This window comes from Alcaligenes sp. RM2 (assembly GCF_052931795.1).
Genome location: NZ_JBRFIO010000001.1, coordinates 658,735 through 683,997 on the forward strand (window position 1 = coordinate 658,735; position 25,263 = coordinate 683,997).

A 25,263-nucleotide genomic window follows, 5' to 3' on the forward strand; every position below is an offset into this window, starting at 1 on the left:
GTGACAGCAAAAGGGGGGTGGGGTTAGAGAGAGTCGCCAGGGCATTCGCCCTGGGCCATCCGCTCGGTGATTTGTTCAACCACGGCAGGCAGTTGGGCAACGGTGTCGATCAGGTAATGCGGTTGGGCATTGGCGAAGGTGGCCGCGGCGCGATCACGCAGGGTTTGGCGGCTTTCTTCGTCCAGAGCCAGAAATTCCAGTTCGGTCAGTCCGGCGGCATTGCCTGACAGCAGCAAACCTACCGTCCACATACCGGCATTGCGGCCTTCTTCAATGCCGACCGGGGTGTCGTCAATCTTCACGCAGGCACCGACATTCTTGATTTCCAGACGAATGACGTTTTCCAGGGCCATGGCAGGCCAGGGGCGTGCTTGCGGGACTTCGTCAAAGGCGACGTGGTAGTCCACCAGTACTTGTTGGCGGTGGGCGTGTTGCAGCAGGTTGTCCAGAACCAGACGCGGGTAGCCGGAGCAGGAGCCGATTTTCAGACCTTGGCGGCGTGCCCAGGACAAGGTTTCGCGGGCACCGGGAATGGCGGCGGAGAACTCGCCCACGCGTTCGTTCTGCATGGGCAGGAAGGTGTTGTAGATACGGTCTACATCGCTGTCATCGGGTTCGCGCTCATGCAGGGCCACAAACTGGGCGCGCACTTCAGGCAACTCCAGCATGGCCTTGATGTGATCCCATTTACCGATGCCCATCGCGCTGCGGGCCTGGTCCAGGTTCAAATTCAGATCAAAGCACTTGAAGGCTTCAACCAGAATCTGGGTGGGAGCAAAGGATCCAAAATCCACCAGTGTGCCGGCCCAGTCAAAAATCAGGGCTTCAAGGCGTGGAGTCTGGTGACTTGGCATATCAAGCGATGTATTCGCGCAAGTTGGGGATGACATTGCGGTCCTATCAGGTTGAGGAAAGAGAAGTAGGAGAGCGCCAGGCCTGGCTGCGGCGCAAGGAAGCGCGGCTCAGAACATGAACCAGGACGCAGACAAAGCCGGAGCTGAGCATGATGACCGTGCACATGGCGGCGGCCGGGCCGATAAAGCCGGCGTCGTCCATATTCATGACCGCTACCGAGGCCAGCACGGTTTGCGGGCTGTACAGAAACACGACGGCAGACACGGTGGTCATGGCCGAGACGAACAGGTAGCGCGCCACCGACAGCAAGGCAGGCAGGCACAGCGGCACGGTGACACCCATCAAGGTGGACAGACGCGGAGCCTTCAGGGAGGCGGCAGCGGCTTCCAGCTCGCCAGGAATGGCTTTCAGGGCCGTCACAAAGTTCAGATGGGCACTGGTGTACAGGTGAATCACCGTACATAGGACCAGCAAGCTCATGGAGCCGTACAGACCGGACAAGGGATTGTTGGGGTGGTTGAAAAAGAAGATGTAGCCCAGGCCCAGCACCAGACCGGGAATGGCCATGGGGGCCAGCGCCAGCATTTGCAGCACGCCGTACAAGCCTTTTTCGGACTGGCCACGGGCAGGCAGTTTCTCCAGCACCCAGGCGCCCAGAAAGATCAGGGCCGAACCCAGAATGGCGGTAAACAAGGCCATGGTCAGGCTGTTGCGCCAGGCCAGCCAGCCGCCACCGTCCATATTGTTGAAATCGTAGGACTTCAGGGACAGGCTCAGGTTGTAAGGCCAGAACTTGATCAGGGACGCCCAGACCGCCATGCCCACAATGCTCAGAATGGCCAGGGATACCAGTACCAGAACGAGAGTGAAGTAACGGTCGCGCTGACGGTGTGGCAGAGGCGAGTAGGCACTGAGCGAGCCTTGAGCCTGACCGCTGGCACGAGCACGCAGATGACGGTCCAGAAAGAAGGTCAGCACAGCGGGAATCAGCAGCAGCACGCCAATGGCCGCGCCTTTGGAAAACTGCAACTGACCGACCACGGCTTTATAGGCTTCCATGGCCAGCACGTTGTAGGAACCGCCCACCACTTTGGGCACGCCAAAGTCAGTGACGGTCAGAGTAAAGACCAGGCATGCGGCGGAAAAAACGGCATAGCGGCTGGCGGGCAGGGTTACCGTCAGGAAGCGACGCCAGGAGTTGGCACCCATGGCGCGGGCAGCGTCATACAGACGAGCATCGGCCAGGGCCAGACCGGTACTGAGAATCATCAGGGCGTGGGGGAAGGTGTAGAAGGCTTCGCCCAGCACAATGCCCCAGAAACCATAAATCGTTTCACCGCCCAACCAGTTACGCAGCAAACCTTGATTACCAAACAAGTAGATCAGGGACAGGCCCGGCATCAGCGATGGGGCCAGCAAGGGCAAAAGGCCCAGCGCACGAAATAGTCCGGCACCGCGTATGCAGCAGCGTTGCAGGGCAAAGGCGAACGCGTAGGCAACGGGGATCACGATCAGCAAGGTGGTCACGCCCACCAGAATGCTGCGGCCCACCATGGGCATGAAGCCCGGGGCGCTGATCACCGACCAGAACTGACCCAAACCCACCAGTTGCCCGTCGCCGTCTTGAATGGCGCGCAGCAAGATGAACAGCATGGGCAGGGCCAGGAACAGGACCAGCAGGGCAAACAGGGCAATCAATAAGGCGCGTCGTGCCGCCGAGCCTATCCAGACAGGCAAAACGGGACGGGTCAGGGGATGGTTCTTCACGCTAGTTTCAGCAACGGGCAGGCCATACAGGCTGGTGGAGCGCAGGGACGCCGCGCCAGGCTGTGGTGTGGAATCAATGGTGGGCATGCAGCGCCTCGCTGGGAAGCTGAATGCGGCAGCGACGTGCGGCCAAGGGGTCAAGCAAGCGATCCCCTTGTTCGGGGTTGACGATGGCCTGGACAGTCAGCCCGTCCATGCCTTCGGGGCGCAGAATCAGCTTGTAGTGACGGCCTAAAAACACGCCGTCCACGATGTCGGCCAAAAAGGTATTGGTCGTGGTGGCCGGGCTGTTGTTATCCAGTACCCGAATGTTTTCAGGGCGGATGAAAAGACGTCCTGCTGCAGTAGGCGCTTCCTGGCCCAAGTCCAGACGAACGCGCTCGACCAGCACCGAGCAATCGTGCAAGGGCGTAAAGGGCAGCCAGTTGGCTTCACCGATAAAGCCCGCCACAAAGGGATCAGAGGGGGCTCGGTACAAAGCCTGGGGACGATCAAATTGCACCAGTCGGCCCTTTTCCATCACGGCGATACGGTCGGCCATGACCATGGCTTCTTCCTGATCGTGCGTCACCATCAAGGTGGTGATGGACAGTTGCTTTTGCAGCGCACGCAGCTCGATACGCAGACGCTCGCGCACCTGGGCATCCAACGCCGACATGGGTTCGTCCAGCAAGAGCAAGGAGGGTGAGGGGGCCAGTGCACGAGCCAGGGCTACACGCTGCTGCTGACCGCCCGACAGTTGTGCCGGGTACTTGTTTTCCGAACCGGACAGGCCGACCAGATCCAGCATCTCGGAGACGCGTTGACGCACTTGGGTGGCCAGGTTCTTGCGGGGCGACAGGCCGTAGGCAATATTCTGGGCTACGGTCAGGTTGGGAAACAGGGCGTAGGACTGAAACAGGATGCCGTAATCACGCTGTTGAGGGGGCAAGTGAGTAATGTCACGGCCCGCCATCACGATGATGCCTTGATCGGCTTGTTGCAGCCCGGCAATGCATCGCAGCAAAGTGGTTTTGCCACAGCCCGAGGGGCCCAGCAAACACACCAGTTCACCGGCTTGTATATCCAGGCTGACCTGGTCCAGGGCGGTAAAGGAGCCGAACTGCTTGTGCAGTCCTTGTATGGTTAAAAATGCGGGCTTGGCGCTCATCCTGGGTTCCGACTTGTCATGAATGTCATGAACGTCAGTATGGGAGTCGGATATGGCGGCACTATGACAGTACAACTAATTTCTGTAATACGAGCATTGGATAATTTGGGCTTTGATTCTTCCCCGAGGAGAGCGGCAGCATGCTGGCTCTGGAACTGAAGTCCTTTCACGCCACGGCTCATTGTGGCTCCATTACCAAGGCTGCCCAGCAATTGGGGATCAGCCAGCCCACCGTGACCTCGCATCTGCGACAGCTGGAAGCCCGCTATGGCGTGGAGCTGTTCTATAGGCAAGGCAAGGGGGTGTACTTAAGCCAGCAAGGGGAACGCCTCTTGCCCCAAGTCGAGCAACTGATGCAGCAAGCTGCCCAGATCGATTTCAGTTTGCGCGATCTGCGCGATCTGAAAAGTGGCATGTTGCGAGTGGGCGCGACCGGGCCGTATTACATCATGGCTGTATTACGGAATTTCCATCAGGCTTATCCCGGCGTGAAGATGCGTTTGAGCATTGATAATTCGCAACGGGTCTTGAGTGCCTTGCATGACTATCAACTTGATGTGATCGCGTCCTCGGCGCTGGTTGATGATCCGCGTCTGGTGCGTCTGCTGCTGGCTTCTGATCCCTTGGTGGCCGTGCTGCGAGTGGATCATCCTTTGGCTAACCGGCAGCGTGTGCGTATTGTGGACCTGTGCCGCCATCCCATTCTGATGCGTGAGCCCGGGTCCATGACACGGGAGCTATGCTATCAAGTGTTCCGGCAGGCGGGGCAGGAGCCGACGCAGTTGCTGGAGATAGGGAGCCGGGAGGCGATAGGGTGGGGAGTGGTGTGCGGCATGGGGGCCAGTTTGCTGCCCTTGCGTGAAGTGCCTGCGCATCCGGACATTATCAGTGTGCCACTCAGTGATGTCTCGGCTCATTTGAGCGAGTTTGTGTATTGCTTGAAAGAACGCGCGCAGGGCCATGCCATACGCGCGTTTCTGGAGCAGGTGCAGGCCGAGCTGCCTGCACCTGCATAAGGCCAGGATCAAGCCAGTTCGGCCAGACCTTTCTCAAAAGCCTGACGGGCCTTCTGTACAGCGTCGCGCTGTTCCTTAACGGCTTTGCGCTGGCTGGCAATCTGGTCTTCCTGCTGGGCCAGTTGCTCGCTGAAACGCTGACCCAAGGTGCTTTGTGCACTGACGGCAGCCAGGTTGGCGCGGATGCGTTCCTGTTCAGCCACGGTTTCGTTCAGGGCCTCAACGGCCTGATTCTGCGCTTGCTGGGCCTGACTCAGCTGACGACGCAGCTCGATCAGCTTGTCCATCCTGGCTTGTTGCGCGCTGTCCTGGCCGTTTCCACGCCACTGCAGCAGCATGTTCTCGTCGATTTCTTCCAGGCGCAATTCCATATGGTCTTGCAGGCTCAGCTGGGCCGTGACGGTGACCGTCTTGCCCTTGGCAACTTTCACTTTCAGGCGGTGCTCCTGGACGGTATCGCTATCATGGGCGTCGGACTTGAAGGACCAGCCATCCTGACGAGGCAACTGGATCAGCACCGTGCGATCTTCATCGGCCGGAGCCTTGATCTCGTAGCGGAAGTTCTGCAAGCGCGTCCATTCCGAACGGGCAACGCCATCAGTCACACGGGTTTTGCTCAGGCGGTATTCATCCGTTTGCTCTTCGCGGATTTGAACTTTGCTGTCTTGGGCAAAGTAGATCAAACGCTGCTCGCCAGCAGGCAGACCGGCCAGCTCTGCATCACCCACGTGACCGTCCTGTTCATTAAAGACGGTAATAATGCCGGGCGGCAGGCTATTGGCCTGCTCGTTCTTCACCCAAATGGCGGCTGTGGGATAGTCGCCAGCTTGGCCGCTGCGGTAAACCGAGAGGGACTCGGCCTGCAGCGATGTGTCGATAAAGGGCACCGAAACCGTCTGGCCGGTGGGTACGCTTAGCGTTTGTGGCAGGCTAAAGCGCACTTGAGTCTGACCTTCCTGTGCCTGGGTGCTGGCGCCAGCGCCGCCCGAAGCCCACTGTTTGGCCATGTTGCCATCGGCCGCATAGGCGGCGCTTTCCATCATGATGGGAGCGGGTGCGGCTGGAGCCATGCGAGCACGCATGGCCTCACCTGCTGCTTTGCGGGCGTGATTTGCGCTGACAGTAGCCTGGGTGTCAGCTTGCGGCGCGATGGAGCTGCCTACAGCCACCGGCAGTTCAGGGCGCTCGTTCCAGTAACGCTCCAGCAGACGCTGGCGCAGCATCACAGGCGAGCCCGAGCTTAGCGTGACCTTCACATCTTTCCAGTCCTCACCGCTGGTGTTCTCAAAAATGGCCCAGGCCTGCAGGCGGGCTTTGCCGTCCTGCATCATCAGGCGATAGGAGCTTTTCCATACCGGTGCAGGAATCAGGTAGGACAGGCGGGCTGTCTTGGTGTCGGTCTTGTTCAAGACCAGTTGAATATCACGCGACTGCTGATTGCTTTGACCGGCCAGCACTTCGGTGGCCTGCTGCAATTGCTGTTGCAAGGTCTTGTCCAGTACTTCCAGGCTGGTGTCGGGGCCCAATTCCAGGGTCTGGATCTGGCCCTGCTCTGTCAGCACGCTCAAGATGGCCTGGGCGGGATGTTCCTTGGTGGCCGCAGTAGCTTGCACCCCCAGGACGGCACCCCGTACCAGGCGGCCTTGCGAGCTGGCGCTGACTTGCTGGCCGCGCAACGCTTGTGCCAGGGTGGCGGGCGAGCGCAGGTCTTTGGCCGAGAAGGGCAGGCTGTCAAAGCTTTCTTTCAGTGGGGCCAGACCCGACAAGGTCAGGGAGTCGATGCGGTTCTTGCCATCGACGGCCATCAGGGTTTTCAGAATGTCATCGACCTGGGTCAGGGGCACACGCAACTGAGCGGTACCGGTGTCAGAGACGGGGATTTGTCGCTCGATCTCGGCCATACCGGCACTGGATAAGGTAATGGACTCGATCTGCTGGGCCCAGGCGGTGCTGGCTGCCGAGCCCATCCAGACCAGGAGCAAGGCGCCGGTCAAAAAGCGCAGGCGAGGCGTACGCGCAGCGTGGGGCACAAAGTGGTTCATAGCGCTTCCTTATTCATCCGTAAGCGAAACAAAGGGTTGAAGCGCATTATGCCTAGCCTTGTGGGGCTCTGTCTGTCATTCGGGTAACAAAAAAATGCCACCGTCCGGCTTTCTCTACCTGGGGCAAAAAATACTTACGTCATCAAAAGCGCGCAAGGCTCTGCTAGGATTTGGGCAGCGTAGCTTGTGCCAGCGCGCGTTTATCAATCTGGTGAAGGATCAATATGATGTGGACGTCGTGGGGCAATGCCTGGGCGGGGATGGGAGTTGCTCTGATCTTGGCGGTCTGTTTTTTCTGGCCAGCCCGACACCTGTCCTGGAGCCTGCCTGTAGAGCTGGAGCCTGAGTTGGACGGGCGTTCGCCGCGTGCTCATCTTCAATGGGGATGGGTATGCCAGAGTCTGGCCCTGGTCCTGATGTTGTGGGCCGGTTGGCGCTGGCAGTTGACGCCTGCAGCAGTGGCGGCCTGTGTGTTTATCGCTGGTACTGCTCTCTTGGCCTGGATTGACGCGGAAACCGGCTATCTACCTGATCGTCTCACCTTGCCCTTGCTGTGGCTGGGCTTGCTGGTCAATCTGGATCACACCTTTAGCAGCTTGCCCTTGGCGGTGATTGGCGCGGCATTGGGCTACAGCCTGCTGTGGCTGTTAAACCATGTGTTCTTGTTGCTGACCGGGCGTGCAGGCATGGGCTATGGCGACTTCAAGTTGCTGGCTGCTTTGGGCGCTTGGCTGGGGGCCACCGCCTTGCCGGGAATTCTTCTGGCGGCATCGGTATTGGGCTTGCTGGCGGCTCTGGTCTTGCGCCTTGGTGGGCGTTTGCAAGCCGGGCAGGCCATTCACTTTGGTCCGTATCTGGTCCTGGGAGGCTGGGTCATGCTGTTTTCCCTGCCGCGCATTTTGTAAAACATGATTCGTTTTTTCCACAATTAAACAGGCTGTGCAGGCCTTTTTCGCGCTGCCACAGCAAAAGTTTGGACCCGTATGGGAGTCGTGGTAAAACGTCCGGGGCCAGTCGGGCTGGCGGGAGTTCCGCCCGAGCTGTATGTGGAAGTACAACGCGGTTCCATGGACATTGTCCCGCTGACAAAGCAGACGGGAACCTGAGGATGAAGGCATGATTATTGTTGTTGGCGCCGGTGTGGCGGGCTTAGCGGCGGCGCGTCGCCTGAGTATGCAAGGTCAGGAAGTAACGCTGGTGGCTCCTCAGGAGCCCCAGCCCTCGTTTGGTGAGACCTTGTCCGAACGCGGGGCCGTAGTCTTGACCAGCCTGGGCTGGGCAGGCTGTCTGGATGAGACGGTGGCCTTGCGTTCACAAGGGCGTTTTTCGGTATGGGGTAGCGCAGGACTGCGCACCGTCCAGGATGAAGACGGGCAGGGCTACCTGCTGGACAAGGCCCGTCTGGAACAGGCGCTGCTTGAGCGTGTACAAAAAGAAGCGAAGGTCAGTATTCGCCAGACGCGTGTCTTGGGTCTGGAACATCAGCCTGAAGGTGTTATTGCCAGGCTGGCAGAGGGTACTAGCCTGCAAGCCGCTGCTTTAATCGACTGTACTGGTCGTGCAGCCTTGTCCGCTGGTGCGGCCGCCCAGCGCCATCGTCTGGATAGACTGGTCGCTGCGTGGCACGTCTTTGACCTGTCTGAAGGGGCAGAACCCTTGGCTGCTTCCCTGGTAGAAGCCGTCGAGTTGGGGTGGTGGTACCTGTCCCCCATGCCGGGTCATCGCTTGATGGTGGCCTTGTTTTCGGACTCGGATCTTTTGCCCGATGGTTTGAGTCGAGATGGTTCGGTCTGGGCCGGTTTGCTGGGCTGTGCCGACGCGGCACGAGTGCGTATGGAAAGCCTGGGCTTGGATAATCAGATGGCTGCTCACACTCCTAAAGTCAGCGCTGCCGCTAGCTGCACCGTGTCTTACTTCGTGGAAGGCCGCATCTTGCGTGCCGGTGATGCAGGCGCGGCCATGGACCCCCTGGCCGCCAATGGCCTGGCAACGGCCTTGTGGAGCGGATCACAATCGGCACAGGCTGCTGTAGCTCTGACAAAAGGCAATCCCGAGCCGGCGCGTGCTTACGAAAAGGACTATTTGTTAGGTTTGGTGCGCCACCTGAATTCGCAGCATGCTTTGTATGGCATGGAGCAACGCTACGCGGCGCAGCCTTTCTGGCAGCGTCGTCATCGCGCCTTGGAGTGATGGTAAAGAGGGCGGGACAACGAAATAGCTTGCTGTAAGACCGCCAGAATCAAAAAAGCCGAGACAGTGCTCATGCTGTTTCGGCTTTTTTTATGGCTGATTGTTCTTCGGTAAGTCAGGGAGGTGTTTTGAATACGTCTGCCTTCAGTCCAAAAGGAGTTTGATTTTTCGGAAGGTCGTACCGCTGGAAGAGAGCCCCGGTCATATCAACACTGATTGGATCTACGTATCTGACTTCCTCGTCTTCAAACAGGGGTTCAAGCTGCTTGCTTTCAGAGACGGAAAAAACAAAAAGCCGACCATCTTGCGATGATCGGCTTTTTGAGGAATTTGTGGTGCCCAGGAGAGGACTCGAACCTCCACACCCGAAGGCACATGGACCTGAACCATGCGCGTCTACCAATTCCGCCACCTGGGCTTTTGATCAAGGCTGCTGCCCGTCTCAAGCGTTCAATTATAGAGTGAGTTTCCTTGGGAAAGCAAGCATTTTTCACTCAATAAATTTAATTTCTATTTCTAGTTGATTGGCATTCTCATTATCATTATAGTGTGTCATGTGATATAGCATAAGAGTATGGACATGAAATTCAACACAATGGATGTCGAGCGGATGCTGCTGGATATGGGCCAAGGCCGAAAATACTCTGCTCGGGCCATGCAGCTCATGCTGATGGCCCTGCTCAAAGAGGGCAGTACTCACGGTTATCAGTTGATACGCCGTTTCGCGCAGCTTAGCCAGAACAGCTATGTACCCAGCGCTGGTGCGGTCTATCCCGCCCTGGCGTATTGCGCCACGCAAGGCTGGGTGCTGATTGAAGAAGAAGGCCGTCGCAAGATGTACAGCCTGACCAAGGAAGGGCACACGTATCTGGAAGAGCAAAAAGAAAAGTGCGATTACCTGATGCAGTCCCTGACCTATCGCGGGCGCAAGCTGGTGTGGATACGGCAGATGCTGGCCGAACACAATAGCGACGAGGATTTGAAGGCCGCGCAGGAACAAACAGGTTGGTTGCCGGAGTTTGTCCAGGTACGCCACAGCCTGAAGCAGGCCATGTTTGAACAATCGACAGCCAGTCTGGAACGACAGGCAGAGGTGGTGGCCATTTTGGAAAAAGCCATCGCTGACATACGGAACTTGCCCAAGGAGTCTTAAGAATGCAGTCTGAACAATTAACGCAGAAAGTTGCTCATACCTTGAAGTTGCGTTTGCTGACCGTAAAAAAGCGGCGCGAACTGGGGCCTGATATGGTGCGCATCACCCTGGAAGGCTCGGATCTGGAAGGTTTTTATACCCCTGGCTTTGATGACCACGTCAAACTGATTTTCCCGGACCCTGTCACTAAAGAATTGCGACTGCCTCAAATGGGCGAGCGTGGCATGGTCTTTGCCGCCGGTCAGGAAAAGCCACCTATCCGCGACTACACTCCTCGCGAGTTCCGCGAGCAGGAAAAGGAGATGGATATTGATTTTGTGGTCCACGGTGAAGGCCCTGCATGCCAATGGGCCATGCAAGCTAAAGAGGGCGACAAGCTCGGTGTGGCCGGCCCGCGTGGCTCCTTCCTGGTCAGCAAGGACCTGGATTGGCAAATCCTGATTGGCGACGAAACCGCTGTGCCTGCCATGGCGCGACGAGTGAAAGAACTGCCTTCCAATGTGAAGGTGCAGGTTTACGTATTGGCACGTAATCTGCTGACAGTCGGTGCGATGGAGGCACCGGACCATGTCACGGTGAACTGGATTCCTTCGCTGGCCGGTTTGAATGGCATTCTGGACGCATTGCGTGCCGCACCCGAGTTGAGCGGCACCGGCTATGTGTGGGTCGCAGCAGAATATTCCATCGCTCAAAGCTTGCGTGAGTACTGGGTGCAAGATCGCGGCCTGGATAAAGGCGCGATTCGGGCCAGCAGCTACTGGCGTCAAGGCGATCAGGGCGACGACGCCCCACGCTTGGACTAAGCGGCTTTTTGCTGAGGGTAGGGCTGGGCGCGCAAGCGTCCGCCCACGTTCAACACGGGTTGTAAATCTGTATCCAGCACCGTATTGGGATGAGCCAGACGGTGTTCGTCAATCAGGCGGGCAATGGCATCCATGTTCAGCAACAAGGTGCTGTCAATATCGTGCTGGAAGCGGGCCCAATAGCCACCGCGACAACTGGAACCCAGCCAGCGCGGCTCGTAATCTCCGACCTTGTCAGCATGTACTTCGCACACTACACCCAGCCGGGAACAACCGGGGTGCAGGACAATGCGGTAGTGGTGCTGCTCTAAAGTCAGGTGGTAGCAAAACGGTGCAGACATGAAACACTCCTGTTTAGCTCTTGGAAGGGGCTTCCGGGTGAGCAAGTTGGATTAAAGGACCCTTTGCCTGGAAACGACCAAGCATAAAAAAAACCCGCTGGCAGCGGGTTCGTTTCTTGATGATCCCATTGATTGCCAGATGGCCATATCTTGAATCCACCTTGTGCGGGTACACAGGTTGGCATGGGTTGTCCCAACTCTTGATATAGCAATAAGCATAAAAGCGATTCTTATGAAGTGCAAGGGCTGCGCTTATTTCTGTCAGACATGAAAAAAAGCAGAAATAGTTTGCATTCTTTCAAAACCATGTTATAGTTCTCTTCTGTCTTGCAGAGACGAGTTGAAAAACAAATCCAGCAGTCAGAGCCCAGGTGGCGGAATTGGTAGACGCGCATGGTTCAGGTCCATGTGCCTTCGGGTGTGGAGGTTCGAGTCCTCTCCTGGGCACCAAAATTCCTCAAAAAGCCGATCATCGCAAGATGGTCGGCTTTTTGTTTTGTGTGTTCACAAAAAGAGGCGTGAGCAACTAGCTGCAGAGCATTGTTACAGCCAACCTAAAGGAAAGCTCAGTCATCGAGTTATTCAAACTTCCTTCAGTTCCCGGATCAAGGCTTGCAGAAAAGTGTTGACGCTTTGAGGTAGTGCCCGCTTTGCCATACTTAAAACCTGTAGATCCCTGTCCAGGCGGGGGTCCAGTATGGGAACGATTTTCAGACCGTGGTCCATGCTGCTGCGATGGCTGATCGACGCCCCCAAGGCAATCGCGTTGGTACGACGGACGAACTCGTGCAGTACTCCCGAATAATTGCAGGTAAATACCTCGTTGAAGACCAGCTTCTCCATCTGGCAGACATGATTAAACAACTGCTTTTGAGTTAGCTCCTCTCCGGGCATCACAATGGGGTAGGGCTGCAGTTGGGTCAAGGATAAACTGCGTGCCGCATTCAGGGGGTGCTCAGGTTGCATGATGGCAAAAATAGGTGAAAGGCAGGAGTAGTTCACTTCAATGTCGGGTACCGGGGCCGTGCTGAAAATGACCCCGAGATCGACCTCTCCGCTTCTGACCATTTCCACACAGTCATCGGGCGAGCTGACCTTCAAGACGAACCGCGCCAAAGGGGTTCGGTTGGAAAACTCAGCCATGACCATGGGTAGAAAATAGCGGGACAGGCCCTCTGTGGCCGCCACTCGTATCAAGTGTGCCTGGGCATAGTCGTTCTGCCGCAGGCTTTGCAAGATTGCTTCTTCCTCCAATCGCACACGCAGGGCATGTTCGGCTAGGGCCTGACCTGCTGCCGTCAGTACCATTCCCCGCCGTCTGCGTTCGAACAGCGTAACGCCTATGGATTCCTCCAACAGGGTGATTTGCCGGCTGATTGCGCTGGAGGCAATGTGCAGTCGTGCACTGGCTGCTGCCAGTGATCCTGTTTCCATCACCGCCAGAAAGTACTTGTAGTCCATGATTTTGCTCAGCTAATCCCGTCTGTACCGATAGTTTAGGACTTAACTTAAGAATTCTAAAAATTAGTTCATTCTATTCTAAAGATAGAAATATACAGAAGGTAAAACGAATTCTATAGTCCTCTTTCCTATCAATAAGACAACGAGACAAAAATGGGAAAAAGTAAAGCCTTGTCCAGGGTGCGCGCCTATTTTGAGGAGGGCGGTTTCGAGCAGGACTTGCGCCGTCGTGTGGCGATTCAAAGTGACAGCCAGACTGCGGAGAAAGTGGATCAATTGCAGCTCTACCTGGATCAGGAGCTGGGCCCTTCCTTGGTGAAACTGGGGTTTGAGGTCCGTATCCTGGCCAATCCCAAAGGGGCAGGCCCCATCCTTCTGGCTCACCGACATGAATCCGATGAGCTACCCACGATTCTGACCTATGGGCATGGCGACGTGGTGCCCGGACATGACCATCAATGGCGTGAAGGCTTGGCGCCTTGGGAATTGAAGATCGAAGGGGAGCGTTGGTACGGCCGGGGGACGGCGGACAATAAAGGCCAACACAGCATCAATCTGGCCGCGCTGGAACAGGTCATTCAAGCTCGCGATGGGCGTTTGGGTTTCAACCTCAAAGCCATCTTTGAGACGGGTGAAGAGCGAGGCTCGATCGGTTTGCGCGAGTTTTGCGAACAACATGTACAGAGCTTGTCGGCTGATCTGTTTCTGGCCTCGGACGGCCCGCGCTTGAACGCCAATCAGCCGACCTTGTTCTTGGGCTCGCGTGGCACTGCGTTGTTCTCGCTGGAGGTGATTTCGCGTGAAGGGGGGCTGCACTCGGGCAATTGGGGCGGGGTGATGGAAAACCCCGCGGTGGTGCTGGCCAATGCTCTGGCCTGCCTGGTGGGGCCTCAAGGACAGCTGTTGTGTCGCGAACTGACGCCAGGCCCCATACCGGAGGACGTGCTGGCTGCCATTGCAGATTTGGAGATTGGTCAGCATACCTTGGGGCTGGCCTTAAATGCGCATTGGGGCGAACCGGGCCTTAGTTACGGCGAACGTCTGTTCGGCTGGAACACCTTGGAAGTGCTGGCACTGGATGCCGGGAATCCGCAAAAACCAATCAATGCTATCCCGCCTCGTGCTCAGGCTTTTTGCAATTTGCGTTTTGTGCTGGGAACGCAGACAGAGGACTTGGAAAGCACCTTGCGCCAGCACCTTGATGCGCGTGGCTTCGAGCAGGTGCGTATTCATATGGGCCAGATCATGCCTGCCACCAGGCTGGATCTGGGCAATAAGTGGATCGCCTTGATCAAGGATGCGATCAGCAAAGTGACGGATCAGAAAATTGCCGTGATCCCGAATTTGGCAGGAACTGTACCCAACGATATTTTTGCCGATGTACTGGGTCTGCCCACGATCTGGGTGCCACACTCCTACCCCGGCTGCTCTCAGCACGCTCCCAATGAGCACATGCTGACTCCCATTATCCAAGAGGGACTGGACATCATGACCAGCGTTTTCTGGGAACTGGGCGAATTGAACAAGAACACTTAAAAAAACAGACGCCGTTCAGAAGTAACGGCGCATTGCCTTCGGAAACACCGGGGGCAGGAGGAGATAAAAGATGGAGCAGACCAAAAAAGCGGTGGGGCCTTTACCGCGTTCGTTCTGGAAGCCGGTCGCCGCGTCCGTGGTGGGGAATACCTTGGAGTGGTTTGATCTTGCTGTATATGCCTACTTTGCACTGACCATTGGTCGTGTTTTTTTTCCGAGCTCAGACCCTACTGTCTCTTTGGTTCTGGCTTTTGCCACATTCGGGATTTCATTTCTGATTCGGCCCATTGGAGCCGCGGTTATTGGCTCCTATGCGGACAGACACGGACGCAAGAAAGCCTTGTCCCTGTCCATCCTCTTGATGTTATTGGGCACGTTCATGATTGCGGTCATGCCTGGTTATGAAACGCTCGGGCTCATTGCGCCTATCGGTATTTTGATTGCGCGTTTTATTCAGGGTTTTTCGGCGGGGGGCGAATTTGGCAGTTCTACCGCATTTATGATGGAGCATGCTCCAGAACGCTCTCGCGCATTTGTGGCCAGTCTGCAGTTTGCCAGTCAGGGCTTTGGTGTCGTGCTGGCTTCTTTGTTCGGTTATGTGTTGACTTCTACCTTAAGCGAACAGCAGATGCTGGATTGGGGGTGGCGTGTTCCTTTTTTCTTCGGCTTGTTGCTGGGGCCGGTAGGATACTGGATCCGCAAAACGGTGGATGAGTCTCCGGATTTCAAAGAAAGTGAGCCGGGCGGTCAGCCAGTGCGAGAAGTACTGAGTTCACAAAAGGCTTTGCTGTTGATTGCTTTAGGCACCTTGATCTTGTCTACCGCCTCCAACTACCTGATTACTTATATGCCGTCCTATGCGGCGACCACATTGCATGTTCCACAATCCGCCGGATTCTTGGCAACCTTAACAGCAGGCTTGATTCTGACTATTGCTACGCCGTTGGTAGGTTATGTCGCAGGTAAAGTTGGTCGGATCAAGATCATGCTCACCGCTGCCGTGCTGTATGCGATTGCGATCTTCCCGTCTTTCATGTGGTTGAACCGCGAGGCGACCCAAACGGCGCTGATTCTGGTTGTAGGTTTGATGGCTTTGCTCAAAGCCGTGTACTTCGCCCCCTTGGCCGGATTGATGGCTGATGTTTTTCCGGTGCGTACCCGTGTTACAGGCATGTCCTTGAGCTACAACATCGGCGTCACTGTCTTTGGTGGTTTTGCACCTGTGATTGCCACGGGTCTGATTTCACTGACCGGCTCTCGGTGGCGCCCAGTTACTACCTGATTCTGGCCGCGGCGTTGAGTATCGTGGCCTTGCTGGCAGCCAGTCGCAAGCTGGGTATGAGGTAAGTCAGGGTCGTTCAAGGGAGGGCGGGCACTGCTAACAAGCTAAGGAGCGTGTTCAGAAAACAGTTTTCAGACCGGTTTGCCTGTGGTCAGCGGGCAAGCCGGTTTTTTTGTGTCTGCCTCCAGGCTGGCGCATCGTTCTTGTCCTGGCACCTTGCCGTATCTATAAGATGTATTTAATATATATCTTTATGGGCGGTGGCGATTTCATCAACTGCCTCACCTCATGTTAAAGGGATAAAAAATGCAAGTTGGAATGCTGAAACTGGCGGGTTTGCGACACCCTGAATGCGCCGATAAAGTGGCTATTGCCTTGGCGGCTATTGAAGGCGTACAAGCGGCAGATGCCTCGTTCGAAAACGCAAAGGCGTCGGTTCGTTTTGATGAAACCCAGGTCTCGCTGGAAGATCTGCATGCTGCCGTCGAGCGGGCCGGCTATCAAATCGCCAAACCTGCGCATGGTGAAGATGGTGCATGTTGCGGTGGCTGCGGCGGTTAAACCTACTGCATCCTGAGACTGAAAACCGACTGTAGAAACACAGTCGGTTTTTTTATGGTTGTACAAAGCAGGGCAGGCGGTGTTTTGCTTTGAGTGTGTTGCCTTGGCTCCCCAGGTGCTTGCTTCAAGGGGTATTCACAGGCCTGTAAAGAAAGCAGCCGATCATGCGGTGGTGATTTTTTGTGTGGAAATGGCTGTGTGTACAAAAGAAGGGGGTCGTATTGCTGCTTGTTTTCTGCCACAGTCAGACGTAATCGGATTGATGCTGAAGGATAATAAATTCATGGAGCAACCAAATAAGAAAGGCCGACCATTGAGAAATGAGCGGCCTTTCGGAATTTTGGTGCCCAGAAGAGGACTCGGTCACACGGGCGCGACCCCGGTCGGGCTTGCATGCCCGACCTTTCTCGCCCCCACGTCAGGTGCTCAAGCACCTGACTTTCTGGGCTGGAAAGCAAAAAGCCGACCATCTTGCGATGATCGGCTTTTTTGGAATTTGGTGCCCAGAAGAGGACTCGAACCTCCACACCCGAAGGCACATGGACCTGAACCATGCGCGTCTACCAATTCCGCCACCTGGGCATATCGTTGTATGCTTATGGCTGTGCCAAAAGCCTTGAACGACTTTACTGCGTGAGCAGCAAAGAAAAAGGATTATAGGCATACTTTATTAATAATGGAAGTGTCCTTTTGAATAAAAAACATCAAGACAGTACTGAGGACCGTATTCAATCAACGGGCCGTTATGAGTTGCCGCCTGACTTCGACCCGGATACCCCGACTCGGGAAGTGATCCTGGCGGGGCTGCGCGAAGATGCAGACGGCCTGACCATGCAGGCTCTGGCGAAAAAGCTGGGCCTGGGCAAAGAAATTACGGTGGGTTTCGAGCGGCGTGTGCGCGCAATGGAGCGCGATGGTCAGTTGCTGATTTCCCCCGAAGGCAAAATTCGCAAAAATAACCAAACTGGTTTTATCGCCGGCAAAGTGTTGGGCCATCGCGACGGCTTTGGTTTCTTGCAGCGCGACGATGGGCAGCCCGATCTGTTCTTGTCGCCACGAGAAATGGCCAAAGTGTTGCACGGCGACCACGTTATGGTGCGTATCGTCGGTGAATACCGCGGCAAGCCAGATGCCTCGATTGTGGAAGTTACTGCGCGCCACACCAGCAAGCTGGTGGGCCGTTTTCTGCGGGAGCGTGGCTCGTTTATCGTGGTGCCCGAAGATCAACGTATCAAGCACGACATCCTGATTCCCAACGGAGACCAGGGCGAGGCCGAGCCCGGTCAGGTTGTGACGGTAGAGATTACTCAGCAGCCCGAGCGCCATCGTCAGCCTTTGGGGCGTGTGATTGAAGTGCTGGGGGAAATTGACGATCCCGGCATGGAAATTGAAATTGCCGTGCGCAAGTTTGAAGTGCCGGTCGATTTTTCCGAGAAGGCGCTCAAGCAGGCTGCGCGCATTCCCGCCAAGGTCAAGCCATCGGAATACAAAGGCCGCGTAGATTTGCGCGATGTGCCTTTCATCACGATTGACGGTGAAGACGCACGAGACTTTGATGACGCGGTGTACTGCGAACGCGTTGATATCGGCACGGGCAAGCGCTCGCGCTGGGCATGGCGTTTGCTGGTTGCGATTGCCGACGTCAGCCATTACGTGCGCTCTGGCGATGCCCTGGATGAAGACGCTCTGGAGCGTGGCACCAGTGTGTATTTCCCGCGCCGCGTGATCCCCATGCTGCCAGAAAGCCTGTCCAACGGGATTTGTTCTCTGAATCCGTCGGTAGACCGTCTGGTCATGGTATGCGATATGGTCGTGTTGGCCGATGGTGCCAAATCCGGCACCGTGTCGGCCTACCAGTTTTATGAAGCGGTCATTCATTCACATGCACGCACCACGTATTCCGATATCTGGAGCGCCTTGCAGCAGCCCACTGGCCCGGCGGCCACCCAGATTCAGCACGTGCTGGAGCCTGTGCAGAACCTGTACTCCTTGTACCGCCTGCTGGCCGAGCGCCGTGCTGCACGTGGTGCGATTGACTTCGATACGGTTGAAACCAAGATTGTGTGCAACCCCTTGGGTCGTATTGAACGTATCGAACCCTTGGTCCGTAACGATGCGCACAAGCTGATTGAAGAGTGCATGTTGGCAGCCAATACCTGTGCTGCAGACTTTATTGCCCGCAGCCGTCGCAACGGTTTGTACCGTGTACACGAAGGCCCGACGCCGCCCAAGCTGGAAGCCTTGCGTGAGTATCTGCGCAGTTTAGGTTTGACGCTGGAAGGAGGCGATGAGCCTACTTCTGCGGATTACGCCAAAGTCGTGGCTGCGGCTCGTGGCCGTTCTGACTTTGCCGTCATTCAGACCATGTGTTTGCGGTCCATGCAGCAGGCTATTTACAGTCCGGAAAAAACGGGTCACTTCGGTCTGGCCTATTCGCAATACGCGCACTTCACCTCGCCGATCAGGCGTTACCCGGACTTGCTGGTGCACCGTGTCATCAAGGGTATTTTGAAGGGCGAGCGCTACATTCCGGCTATCGATGAAGATCCGGGCGATGCCGCCTTGCCAGCCAGCAAGCGCGACTTTGCACGTTGGGAAAAATTGGGTGCCTTGTTGTCGGCGCGCGAGCGTCGTGCTGATGAGGCTTCCAAAGATGTGGAAGCCTGGCTCAAGTGCTGGTTTGTTAAAGAGCACGTGGGGGAGGAATACTCCGGCAAGATCAGCGGCGTGACCAGCTTCGGTCTGTTTGTGACGCTGGATACCTTGTATGTGGAAGGTCTGGTCCATGTCTCCGAGCTGGGTGCGGATTACTTCCAGTACAACGAAACCTCGAACGAGCTGCGTGGTGAGCGCACCGGTCTGCGTTATCGCCTGACCGACGCGGTGCAAGTCCAGGTCGCTCGTGTTGATCTGGAAGCGCGCCGTATCGAGTTCCGTCTGGTCAAGGGTGTGGGCTACAAGGCGGTGAAGGCGGCAGCTGAAGGGGTTGATCCATCCGAGCGTCCCATCAAGAAAGCGGCCCCAACCAAACCGCTGGCCTTGAAGGGCACCACGGCATCCCAACGGCGTGCATCGCAAAAGCAGGCCGAGCGGGATGAAAAGCGCAGTGCGGAGAAGGCAGCCAAGTCTGCGAAATCCACGCGTAGCCCTAGAGGACGCCGTCGATAGGCGTACAATGCCAAGCCGGGCTTTTTGCCCGGCTTTCTTTATTTGCTCTTATTTCCCCCAAGGATTGTTATGCCTCAGCAGGTTTTGGCCGGTTTTCATGCCGTTATTGCCCGAGTTCGTTTTAGCGCCGCTTCGGTGCGCGAGGTCTATGTGGATCAGACCCGGCGCGATAAACGGATGCTGGCTTTTATCGAACAGGTAGAACAGGCTGGCTTGAAAGTCATGGCTGTGCCGGTCGAGCGTCTGGATGGTCTGGCCAAAGGCACGCGCCATCAGGGCGTGGTGGCATTGGCTCTGGAGCAAGAACTGGCTGTCGATGTCAATGAATTGCTGGACGATCTGGAAGAGGCCGGTCAGGTTCCTTTTCTGTTGATTCTGGATGGAGTGACAGACCCCCACAATCTGGGGGCCTGCTTGCGTAGCGCCAATGCGGCAGGTGCCCACGCCGTAATTGCGCCTCGTGACCGCGCTGTGGGTCTGAATGCCACCGTATCACGCGTGGCTTGCGGCGGTGCAGAGTCTACGCCTTACATTACGGTAACGAACCTGGCCCGTACCATGCGTATGCTGCGCGAGCGTGATGTCTGGTTGGTTGGCACCAGCGACCAGGCCACGCATACCTTTCACCAGGTCGATGCCCGCCGTCCCATGGCCTGGGTAATGGGTGCCGAGGGCGAGGGCATGCGCCGTCTGACTCGTGAAACCTGCGACGAGCTGGTTTCCATCCCCATGATGGGCGCAGTAGAAAGCCTGAATGTTAGCGTCGCCAGTGCGGTTTGCTTGTACGAAACCTTGCGCCAACGTAGCCAGTCTTAATTTCCTTTAAGTCTTGTTACTTGCTTAATTACTTATTTGTATAAAAAACGGCGGGTTTCATCCGCCGCTTCACCAGATAATAGGTAATTGGCCGTCAGCCGGGCAAAACCCAATCGGCGCTGACGGTGTGTACACGCATTATGGGCTTGGAAACGATCATGGAAGAAAACGGCTTTATTACCTCTACCTTGCACTCTGACCGTCGCTTGGGCACGCAGCATGGCGCTATCCATCAGCCATTGCACCCATCGACCGAGTTCGGTTTTCAGGATGCGCGTGAGCTGGCTGCGGTCTTTCAGGGCAAGTCCGGCTTTACCTATTCTCGTCAAGGCACGCCCACCACGGCGGCGTTGGAAGCCAAGATTACACGCATGGAAAAAGGCATAGGCAGCGTCAGTTTTGCCACAGGTATGGCGGCGCTGACAGCAACCTTGTTTACCTTGCTGCGCCAGGGCGATCACCTGATTGCCAGCAAATTCCTGTTCGGTAATACCAATAGCTTGCTGGGGACTTTGCGCGACCTGGGTGTACAAACCACGCTGGTGGATGCAACCGATCTGGCCCAGGTGCAAGCCGCACGGCAGCCCAATACCCGCATGGTCTTTGTTGAGACCATTGCCAATCCCGGTACACAGGTAGCTGATCTGCAAGGGGTGGGGCAATGGTGTCAGGACGAGGGGCTGTTGTATGTGGTCGATGCCACCTTGTCCTCGCCTTACCTGTCGCCCGGCCGTGAATTCCAGGCCTCTCTGGTGGTCAATTCCCTGTCCAAACACATTGGTGGTCACGGTAATGCCCTGGGTGGCATGGTGACGGATACCGGCCTGTTTGACTGGACGACCTACCCCAATATTGCCGAGGTCTACCGCACGGGCAATACGCAGAATTGGGGTTTGGTACAGATTCGGAAAAAGGGCTTGCGCGATATGGGCGGCACCTTGTCGTCTGACGTGGCCCACCGCCTGGCTGTCGGTTCGGAAACCTTGCCTTTGCGTATGGAGCGTATCTGTTCCAACGCCCTGGCCTTGGCGCGCCATTTGAAGGCGCATCCCAAGGTCAAGCACGTGCAGTATCCCGGCCTGGAAGATCACCCGCAGCACGAGCGTACGGCTCAATTGTTCGGCAATCGCTTCGGTGGCCTGATGAGCGTAGTGCTGGAAGAGGGCATCGAAATCTTTGACTTCCTGAATCGCCTGAAGGTCTTTGTACTGGCTACGCACTTGGGCGACAACCGCAGTCTGGTGCTGCCCGTGGCCCACACCATCTACTACGAGATGGGCCCTGAGCAGCGCGCTCTGATGGGCATTGCCGACAATCAGCTGCGTATCTCCGTAGGTATCGAAGAGATTATCGACCTGACCTCGGACTTTGATCAGGCGCTGGCCCAGTCCTAAGCTCTTCGCACATCTAGCCATGGTTCAGCCTGGGCTGTATCAGGGCTAGATGCTGCATTGCTTGCTGCAATTCCCTGCATTCCAGATTCGCATAGCCAAACAGCAGATGGCGTGGATTCGTGCTGTCTGTTTCCTGGCTGGCGGCCTGTGCTAAAGGGTAGAGCCGTATGCCATGGCGCAGTGCCGCAGCGGCAACGTGGTGGGCATTTGGGCTTTGTTGTGGCAGGCGAAAAGCCAGATGCATGCCAGCATTGTGTCCGCTGACCACGCCCGTATTTCCCCACACTTTTTTCAGTCCCTGCAACAGCGTATTGCGTTGCTCCAGATAACGGCGGCGCAAGTATTGCAGGTGCCGTGGATAGTCATACTCATCAAAAAAACGTGCCAACACGGCTTGTGTTAGCCAGGGTGACCCGTTGTTGAGCAAGGCCTTGCGAGCAATAAAATCCTGGCTCAGGTGGGGAGGACAGACCATATAGCCCAAGCGCAAACCAGGGCCCAAGGTTTTGGAAAACGAACCCAGGTAAATTACCTGTCCGGGGCTCATGGCCTTCAGTGGCGCGGGTAGGGCCGGGCCATAACAGAAGTCCCCGTCATAATCGTCCTCAATAATCAAAGCGCCACTGCTGCCGGCCCAAGCCAGCAGCTCCTGCCTGCGACTTACCGTCAAGGTGTGCCCCAAAGGGTACTGATGGGAGGGCGTGACGAAAGCCAACTGAACAGCCTTGTCAGGCAATTGATCCGTGCGCAAACCGTGCTGGTCCACAGGCACGGGAATACTTTGTGCACGGTGCCGCGCCAGCAAATGTCTGAAGCCGTTGTAGCCGGGCGACTCATGCACCGCACAGCTTTTTTCGTCCAGGAAATGAGCTGCGATCAGACTTAAGGACTCCTGTGTTCCTGCAGTGATGATGATGTGCTCCGGGTCAGCCAATATGCCCTTGCTGGCCGCCAGATAATCCGCAATTTGCAGCCGCAAACCCCATAGACCTTCAGGCGGTGGATAGTCTGCCATGGCAGAGCCTGCGTAACGCAGCAACTGGTTGGACAAATAAATGAACTGTCGCAGCGGAAAAGCATGGACCGAGGGGCGTCCAATCTTGAAATCAAAACGAACGGGCACGCTGGCAGCAGGCACATGCACGCCGCTGGCCTGTGCCGTGCTGGTACGTGGGCTGCGTGAACAGTGGGCCGTCTCCAGCACAAAATCCGGTGCCAGGCGACTGCGACCATTGCGGGTAGGTGTAGCCACAAAGAATCCCCGGCTAGGTTCGCTATGAATCAGATTGGAGTCGATCAGCAAGTCATAGGCACCCATGATCGTATTTTTGGAAACCTGCAGCAGAGACGCCATTCGGTTGATTGAAGGCAGGCGATTGCCTTCTTGCAAACGTCCCGAACAGATCAGGGTTTCGATTTGACGTGCAATTTGTCGTTTATACGGTGGGCTATGAGTATGGGAAAGCGTAATCGGTAAAGAAAACATGGCGGGACCGGAAAAATAATCAAAACCATCAAGGGCGAGCCAGGCCGGGCCACTATAGGCAGCAGCCTCTAGTTTTAACTTGAGTTAGGTCAAAATGAATATTCGTTCGTGATAAATTTATCCGGCTTCTTGATCTGCCAACTGGCTCCTTGTCATGGATGTTTTTATCTAGGTAAGAGTATTTAATATCTCGTAATTACGATATAAAAAAACCATCCCCATTATTTAATCCGTATCCATACCTTCTCAGTAAAAAATAACAATCGTTATAGTTTGTTTGGTCTTGCCCTTTAGCAAGGCAATTGTTGGAGGTAATGGAATGTATAGAAAAATGATGACCCTGGCCTTCCTGTCTACCACCGTCAGCGCGGCTTTGGCGGCCCCGACGGAAGAGCAAGTTCGGGTAGACAACTTGTTTCAGCAAAACTGTGCGGTGTGTCACGCAGCCGACCGGGGAGGGTATATCGCTCCGGGCCTGCACAGTGATCGCCTGGTTCAAAGTGAGATTGCCTTGCGCGGCACCATCATGACCGGGATTCCGGATACCTTGATGCCACCTTTTGTCGGACGCTTGCCCGACGAGGATATTCGCGCATTGGCCAAGATGATCAAGAACGAACCCGTGGTGGAACGCACTTGGGATATGGATCAGATACGTGCCAGCGTGAAAGTGCTGGTAGACGAATCCACCTTGCCCGGCAAACCCAATTACGAGATCGATTCCGTCTACGACTTGATGGTCATCATGGCCCGTGGGCGTTATGGGCGGGGCGATGGTTCCAATCAGGCTCGTGCTGTTTTCATCAATGGCAAGAACAACCAGAAGGTGGGTGAAATTGCCACGGTTGGCGCGCCACACATCATGGAATTCAGCCCCAGCCACGAGCGCTGGGGATACCTGAAAAGTGATGATGGGCACGTCTACAAAATCGACTTGTACACCTTGCAGATTGTTCGTCAGGCCAAGGTGGGGCTGACTGGTACGGGTATTGCCTTATCCAAAGATGGCAAGTGGCTGGCACTGAGTTCCTTCGTACCCAACAGCATGGTTATCCTGAAGGCCGACACCCTGGAACCAGTGAAATATATCGCTCTGGAGGGCGAGGACCCGGACGGCAATTTCATCAAATCCGCCGGTGGCCCGATTATTGGTAGTCGTATCAATAACAAGTTTGCATTGACACTGCGCCAAGCCGGGCAGATCTGGATTATTGATCCAGACAAGCCGGATATGCCGGTCACCAAACTGGCCAAGGTCGGCCGCATGTTGCACGACACCTTCCTGACGCCGGATGGTCGCTATTCCATGGTGGCTTCTTACGACGACAACAAGTACGTGGCCATCGACCTGAAGGACGACAAGGTGGTACGTGACATTCCGGCTGGCTGTCAGCCCCACGCAGGCTCGGGTGCTGTCACGGAAGTGAACGGCCGCATGCTGGCCTTCGGCACCAATATGGGCACCTGCAAGTTAGGCTCCGTGGTTACTGCCTGGGATGTCAAAGACTTCTCTGTGGTGAAGCAGATTCCCGTTGCCGGAGCCACCGAATCCCCCGCCGCCCATCCTAATGCCCCGTATGTGGCGGTGGACATTATCGACAAGGACAAGCGCGCTTCCTGGATTCAGCTGATCGATAAAAACACCTTGTCCGTGGTGAAGACTTTGGAGGTGGGTGGTCATGCCTTCTTCCCCAACTACAACCGCACGGGCGATTACCTCTACGTCAGTTCGGGTTACTGGGGGGATCGCTTGAAGATCTACGACAGCCGCAGTCTGGAGCTGGTAGCTGAACACAAGATGGAAAGCCCATCGGGCATTTTCTCGCGTGCCCGTACCCGTTGGCTCACCATTGGTCAGCCTGAAACCCAAAAATTCTAAGCAAAGGAACGTCATGAAAAAGCTTTTTATGGGTATGGCTCTTGTGGGCCTCTTGGGTTCCAGTGTCGCATTGGCAGCGGACAAAGCAGTGGGTTTACAAGGCTCGCATGGGCAGTCGCAACTATCGGCCCAGGCATCGTCCATGCTGCCTTTGTGCGCGTCCTGCCATGGGCTGGAAGGTGTCAGCACGGAAGGTATGTATCCCAACCTGGCAGGGCAGAAGGTGGAGTATCTGGTCAAGCAGCTACAGCAGTTCAAATCGCGAGAGCGCAACGATCCCATCATGAGCCCCATGGCCGAGCCTCTCAGCCCGGAAATGGTGAATGAACTGGCTGCCTACTTTTCCAGCCTGAAGTAAGTGTG

Annotated in this window: 20 protein-coding genes, 3 tRNA genes and 1 riboswitch; of the genes, 14 read left to right on the forward strand and 9 right to left on the reverse strand. The window is 56.1% G+C overall.

What is annotated here, in order from left to right; all coding sequences use genetic code 11:
* Positions 1 to 23 precede the first annotated feature (23 nt).
* Genes phnX through ACU6HM_RS03010 form a run of 3 tightly spaced genes read right to left on the reverse strand, consistent with a single transcriptional unit; the run spans position 24 to position 3,772 of the window.
* On the reverse strand, positions 24 to 854 hold the full coding sequence (phnX, locus tag ACU6HM_RS03000; RefSeq protein WP_009458900.1) for a phosphonoacetaldehyde hydrolase: 831 nt from the start codon (positions 852 to 854) through the stop codon (positions 24 to 26).
* A 46-nt stretch (positions 855 to 900) separates the two neighbouring features.
* Entirely contained in the window at positions 901 to 2,709 is a 1,809-nt protein-coding gene (locus ACU6HM_RS03005; protein ID WP_446763325.1) for a putative 2-aminoethylphosphonate ABC transporter permease subunit, read from the reverse strand.
* Positions 2,696 to 3,772 (reverse strand): putative 2-aminoethylphosphonate ABC transporter ATP-binding protein, encoded by a 1,077-nt coding sequence (locus ACU6HM_RS03010; protein ID WP_009458905.1) that lies wholly within the window; start codon positions 3,770 to 3,772, stop codon positions 2,696 to 2,698. The genes ACU6HM_RS03005 and ACU6HM_RS03010 overlap by 14 nt, the downstream gene beginning before the upstream one ends.
* Positions 3,773 to 3,912: 140 nt before the next feature.
* Between ACU6HM_RS03010 and ACU6HM_RS03015 the strand changes: the two genes are divergently transcribed.
* Positions 3,913 to 4,788 (forward strand): LysR substrate-binding domain-containing protein, encoded by an 876-nt coding sequence (locus tag ACU6HM_RS03015; RefSeq protein WP_009458907.1) that lies wholly within the window; start codon positions 3,913 to 3,915, stop codon positions 4,786 to 4,788.
* A gap of 8 nt (positions 4,789 to 4,796) precedes the next feature.
* On the opposite strand, the gene ACU6HM_RS03020 is transcribed toward ACU6HM_RS03015, so the two are convergent.
* Complete coding sequence (locus ACU6HM_RS03020) at positions 4,797 to 6,830, reverse strand: DUF4139 domain-containing protein (RefSeq protein WP_446763326.1); 2,034 nt, start codon at positions 6,828 to 6,830, stop codon at positions 4,797 to 4,799.
* Positions 6,831 to 7,054: 224 nt separating this feature from the next.
* On the opposite strand from ACU6HM_RS03020, the gene ACU6HM_RS03025 reads away from it, so the two are divergent.
* Complete coding sequence (locus ACU6HM_RS03025) at positions 7,055 to 7,735, forward strand: prepilin peptidase (RefSeq protein WP_446763327.1); 681 nt, start codon at positions 7,055 to 7,057, stop codon at positions 7,733 to 7,735.
* A 211-nt stretch (positions 7,736 to 7,946) separates the two neighbouring features.
* Positions 7,947 to 9,020: an NAD(P)/FAD-dependent oxidoreductase gene (locus ACU6HM_RS03030; RefSeq protein WP_446763328.1), complete on the forward strand. Its 1,074-nt coding sequence runs from the start codon at positions 7,947 to 7,949 to the stop codon at positions 9,018 to 9,020.
* Positions 9,021 to 9,353: 333 nt separating this feature from the next.
* Here ACU6HM_RS03030 and ACU6HM_RS03035 read toward each other — a convergent pair.
* A tRNA-Leu gene (locus ACU6HM_RS03035) sits at positions 9,354 to 9,438 on the reverse strand.
* A gap of 162 nt (positions 9,439 to 9,600) precedes the next feature.
* Here ACU6HM_RS03035 and ACU6HM_RS03040 point away from each other — a divergent pair.
* Together ACU6HM_RS03040 and ACU6HM_RS03045 are read left to right on the forward strand one after the other, a co-directional pair.
* Complete coding sequence (locus ACU6HM_RS03040; RefSeq protein WP_022983141.1) at positions 9,601 to 10,173, forward strand: PadR family transcriptional regulator; 573 nt, start codon at positions 9,601 to 9,603, stop codon at positions 10,171 to 10,173.
* A gap of 2 nt (positions 10,174 to 10,175) precedes the next feature.
* Complete coding sequence (locus ACU6HM_RS03045; protein WP_446763329.1) at positions 10,176 to 10,976, forward strand: siderophore-interacting protein; 801 nt, start codon at positions 10,176 to 10,178, stop codon at positions 10,974 to 10,976.
* Here ACU6HM_RS03045 and ACU6HM_RS03050 read toward each other — a convergent pair.
* Entirely contained in the window at positions 10,973 to 11,317 is a 345-nt protein-coding gene (locus ACU6HM_RS03050; protein ID WP_446763330.1) for a hypothetical protein, read from the reverse strand. The two genes, ACU6HM_RS03045 and ACU6HM_RS03050, sit on opposite strands and share 4 nt — an antisense overlap.
* Positions 11,318 to 11,435: 118 nt before the next feature.
* A riboswitch (SAM-I-IV-variant riboswitch) is annotated at positions 11,436 to 11,529 on the reverse strand.
* Between the two features lie 153 nt (positions 11,530 to 11,682).
* Here ACU6HM_RS03050 and ACU6HM_RS03055 point away from each other — a divergent pair.
* A tRNA-Leu gene (locus tag ACU6HM_RS03055) sits at positions 11,683 to 11,767 on the forward strand.
* 132 nt (positions 11,768 to 11,899) lie between these two features.
* Here the strand turns inward: ACU6HM_RS03055 and ACU6HM_RS03060 are convergent.
* On the reverse strand, positions 11,900 to 12,778 hold the full coding sequence (locus ACU6HM_RS03060; protein ID WP_009458923.1) for a LysR family transcriptional regulator: 879 nt from the start codon (positions 12,776 to 12,778) through the stop codon (positions 11,900 to 11,902).
* 153 nt (positions 12,779 to 12,931) lie between these two features.
* Here ACU6HM_RS03060 and ACU6HM_RS03065 point away from each other — a divergent pair, with 153 nt between their 5' ends.
* From ACU6HM_RS03065 to ACU6HM_RS03075, 3 genes are all read left to right on the forward strand, one after another.
* The gene (locus ACU6HM_RS03065; protein WP_446763331.1) at positions 12,932 to 14,314 is read left to right on the forward strand and encodes a M20 family metallopeptidase; all 1,383 of its coding nucleotides are present in this window, start codon (positions 12,932 to 12,934) and stop codon (positions 14,312 to 14,314) included.
* A 70-nt stretch (positions 14,315 to 14,384) separates the two neighbouring features.
* Positions 14,385 to 15,596, forward strand: coding sequence for an MFS transporter (locus ACU6HM_RS03070; protein WP_446763332.1), 1,212 nt, complete (start codon positions 14,385 to 14,387; stop codon positions 15,594 to 15,596).
* 306 nt (positions 15,597 to 15,902) lie between these two features.
* Positions 15,903 to 16,157 carry a heavy-metal-associated domain-containing protein gene (locus ACU6HM_RS03075; protein ID WP_031231948.1) on the forward strand — a complete coding sequence of 85 codons (255 nt, stop codon included), beginning with the start codon at positions 15,903 to 15,905 and terminating at the stop codon, positions 16,155 to 16,157.
* 497 nt (positions 16,158 to 16,654) lie between these two features.
* On the opposite strand, the gene ACU6HM_RS03080 is transcribed toward ACU6HM_RS03075, so the two are convergent.
* Positions 16,655 to 16,739 (reverse strand) — tRNA-Leu (locus ACU6HM_RS03080).
* Positions 16,740 to 16,847: 108 nt separating this feature from the next.
* On the opposite strand from ACU6HM_RS03080, the gene rnr reads away from it, so the two are divergent.
* From rnr to ACU6HM_RS03095, 3 genes are all read left to right on the forward strand, one after another.
* On the forward strand, positions 16,848 to 19,325 hold the full coding sequence (rnr, locus tag ACU6HM_RS03085) for a ribonuclease R (RefSeq protein WP_446763333.1): 2,478 nt from the start codon (positions 16,848 to 16,850) through the stop codon (positions 19,323 to 19,325).
* Positions 19,326 to 19,394: 69 nt separating this feature from the next.
* Complete coding sequence (gene rlmB / locus ACU6HM_RS03090) at positions 19,395 to 20,141, forward strand: 23S rRNA (guanosine(2251)-2'-O)-methyltransferase RlmB (protein WP_035272375.1); 747 nt, start codon at positions 19,395 to 19,397, stop codon at positions 20,139 to 20,141.
* Between the two features lie 158 nt (positions 20,142 to 20,299).
* On the forward strand, positions 20,300 to 21,535 hold the full coding sequence (locus tag ACU6HM_RS03095; protein WP_446763334.1) for a cystathionine gamma-synthase family protein: 1,236 nt from the start codon (positions 20,300 to 20,302) through the stop codon (positions 21,533 to 21,535).
* Positions 21,536 to 21,548: 13 nt separating this feature from the next.
* Here the strand turns inward: ACU6HM_RS03095 and pdxR are convergent, their stop codons facing one another.
* Positions 21,549 to 23,021, reverse strand: a complete 1,473-nt coding sequence (gene pdxR, locus ACU6HM_RS03100; protein ID WP_446763335.1) for a MocR-like pyridoxine biosynthesis transcription factor PdxR — start codon at positions 23,019 to 23,021, stop codon at positions 21,549 to 21,551.
* A gap of 319 nt (positions 23,022 to 23,340) precedes the next feature.
* On the opposite strand from pdxR, the gene ACU6HM_RS03105 reads away from it, so the two are divergent.
* Positions 23,341 to 24,900 (forward strand): nitrite reductase, encoded by a 1,560-nt coding sequence (locus tag ACU6HM_RS03105; RefSeq protein WP_235484215.1) that lies wholly within the window; start codon positions 23,341 to 23,343, stop codon positions 24,898 to 24,900.
* A gap of 13 nt (positions 24,901 to 24,913) precedes the next feature.
* The gene (locus tag ACU6HM_RS03110) at positions 24,914 to 25,258 is read left to right on the forward strand and encodes a c-type cytochrome (RefSeq protein ID WP_009461228.1); all 345 of its coding nucleotides are present in this window, start codon (positions 24,914 to 24,916) and stop codon (positions 25,256 to 25,258) included.
* Positions 25,259 to 25,263 lie beyond the last annotated feature (5 nt).

Excerpts from the sequence above, each read along its gene's own strand:
- phnX (WP_009458900.1), bottom strand. The coding sequence starts at position 854 with ATGCCAAGTCACCAGACTCCACGCCTTGAAGCCCTGATTTTTGACTGG.
- ACU6HM_RS03005 (WP_446763325.1), bottom strand. The coding sequence starts at position 2,709 with ATGCCCACCATTGATTCCACACCACAGCCTGGCGCGGCGTCCCTGCGC.
- ACU6HM_RS03010 (WP_009458905.1), bottom strand. The coding sequence starts at position 3,772 with ATGAGCGCCAAGCCCGCATTTTTAACCATACAAGGACTGCACAAGCAG.
- ACU6HM_RS03015 (WP_009458907.1), top strand. The coding sequence starts at position 3,913 with ATGCTGGCTCTGGAACTGAAGTCCTTTCACGCCACGGCTCATTGTGGC.
- ACU6HM_RS03020 (WP_446763326.1), bottom strand. The coding sequence starts at position 6,830 with ATGAACCACTTTGTGCCCCACGCTGCGCGTACGCCTCGCCTGCGCTTT.
- ACU6HM_RS03025 (WP_446763327.1), top strand. The coding sequence starts at position 7,055 with ATGATGTGGACGTCGTGGGGCAATGCCTGGGCGGGGATGGGAGTTGCT.
- ACU6HM_RS03030 (WP_446763328.1), top strand. The coding sequence starts at position 7,947 with ATGATTATTGTTGTTGGCGCCGGTGTGGCGGGCTTAGCGGCGGCGCGT.
- ACU6HM_RS03040 (WP_022983141.1), top strand. The coding sequence starts at position 9,601 with ATGAAATTCAACACAATGGATGTCGAGCGGATGCTGCTGGATATGGGC.
- ACU6HM_RS03045 (WP_446763329.1), top strand. The coding sequence starts at position 10,176 with ATGCAGTCTGAACAATTAACGCAGAAAGTTGCTCATACCTTGAAGTTG.
- ACU6HM_RS03050 (WP_446763330.1), bottom strand. The coding sequence starts at position 11,317 with ATGTCTGCACCGTTTTGCTACCACCTGACTTTAGAGCAGCACCACTAC.
- ACU6HM_RS03060 (WP_009458923.1), bottom strand. The coding sequence starts at position 12,778 with ATGGACTACAAGTACTTTCTGGCGGTGATGGAAACAGGATCACTGGCA.
- ACU6HM_RS03065 (WP_446763331.1), top strand. The coding sequence starts at position 12,932 with ATGGGAAAAAGTAAAGCCTTGTCCAGGGTGCGCGCCTATTTTGAGGAG.
- ACU6HM_RS03070 (WP_446763332.1), top strand. The coding sequence starts at position 14,385 with ATGGAGCAGACCAAAAAAGCGGTGGGGCCTTTACCGCGTTCGTTCTGG.
- ACU6HM_RS03075 (WP_031231948.1), top strand. The coding sequence starts at position 15,903 with ATGCAAGTTGGAATGCTGAAACTGGCGGGTTTGCGACACCCTGAATGC.
- rlmB (WP_035272375.1), top strand. The coding sequence starts at position 19,395 with ATGCCTCAGCAGGTTTTGGCCGGTTTTCATGCCGTTATTGCCCGAGTT.
- ACU6HM_RS03095 (WP_446763334.1), top strand. The coding sequence starts at position 20,300 with ATGGAAGAAAACGGCTTTATTACCTCTACCTTGCACTCTGACCGTCGC.
- pdxR (WP_446763335.1), bottom strand. The coding sequence starts at position 23,021 with ATGTTTTCTTTACCGATTACGCTTTCCCATACTCATAGCCCACCGTAT.
- ACU6HM_RS03105 (WP_235484215.1), top strand. The coding sequence starts at position 23,341 with ATGTATAGAAAAATGATGACCCTGGCCTTCCTGTCTACCACCGTCAGC.
- ACU6HM_RS03110 (WP_009461228.1), top strand. The coding sequence starts at position 24,914 with ATGAAAAAGCTTTTTATGGGTATGGCTCTTGTGGGCCTCTTGGGTTCC.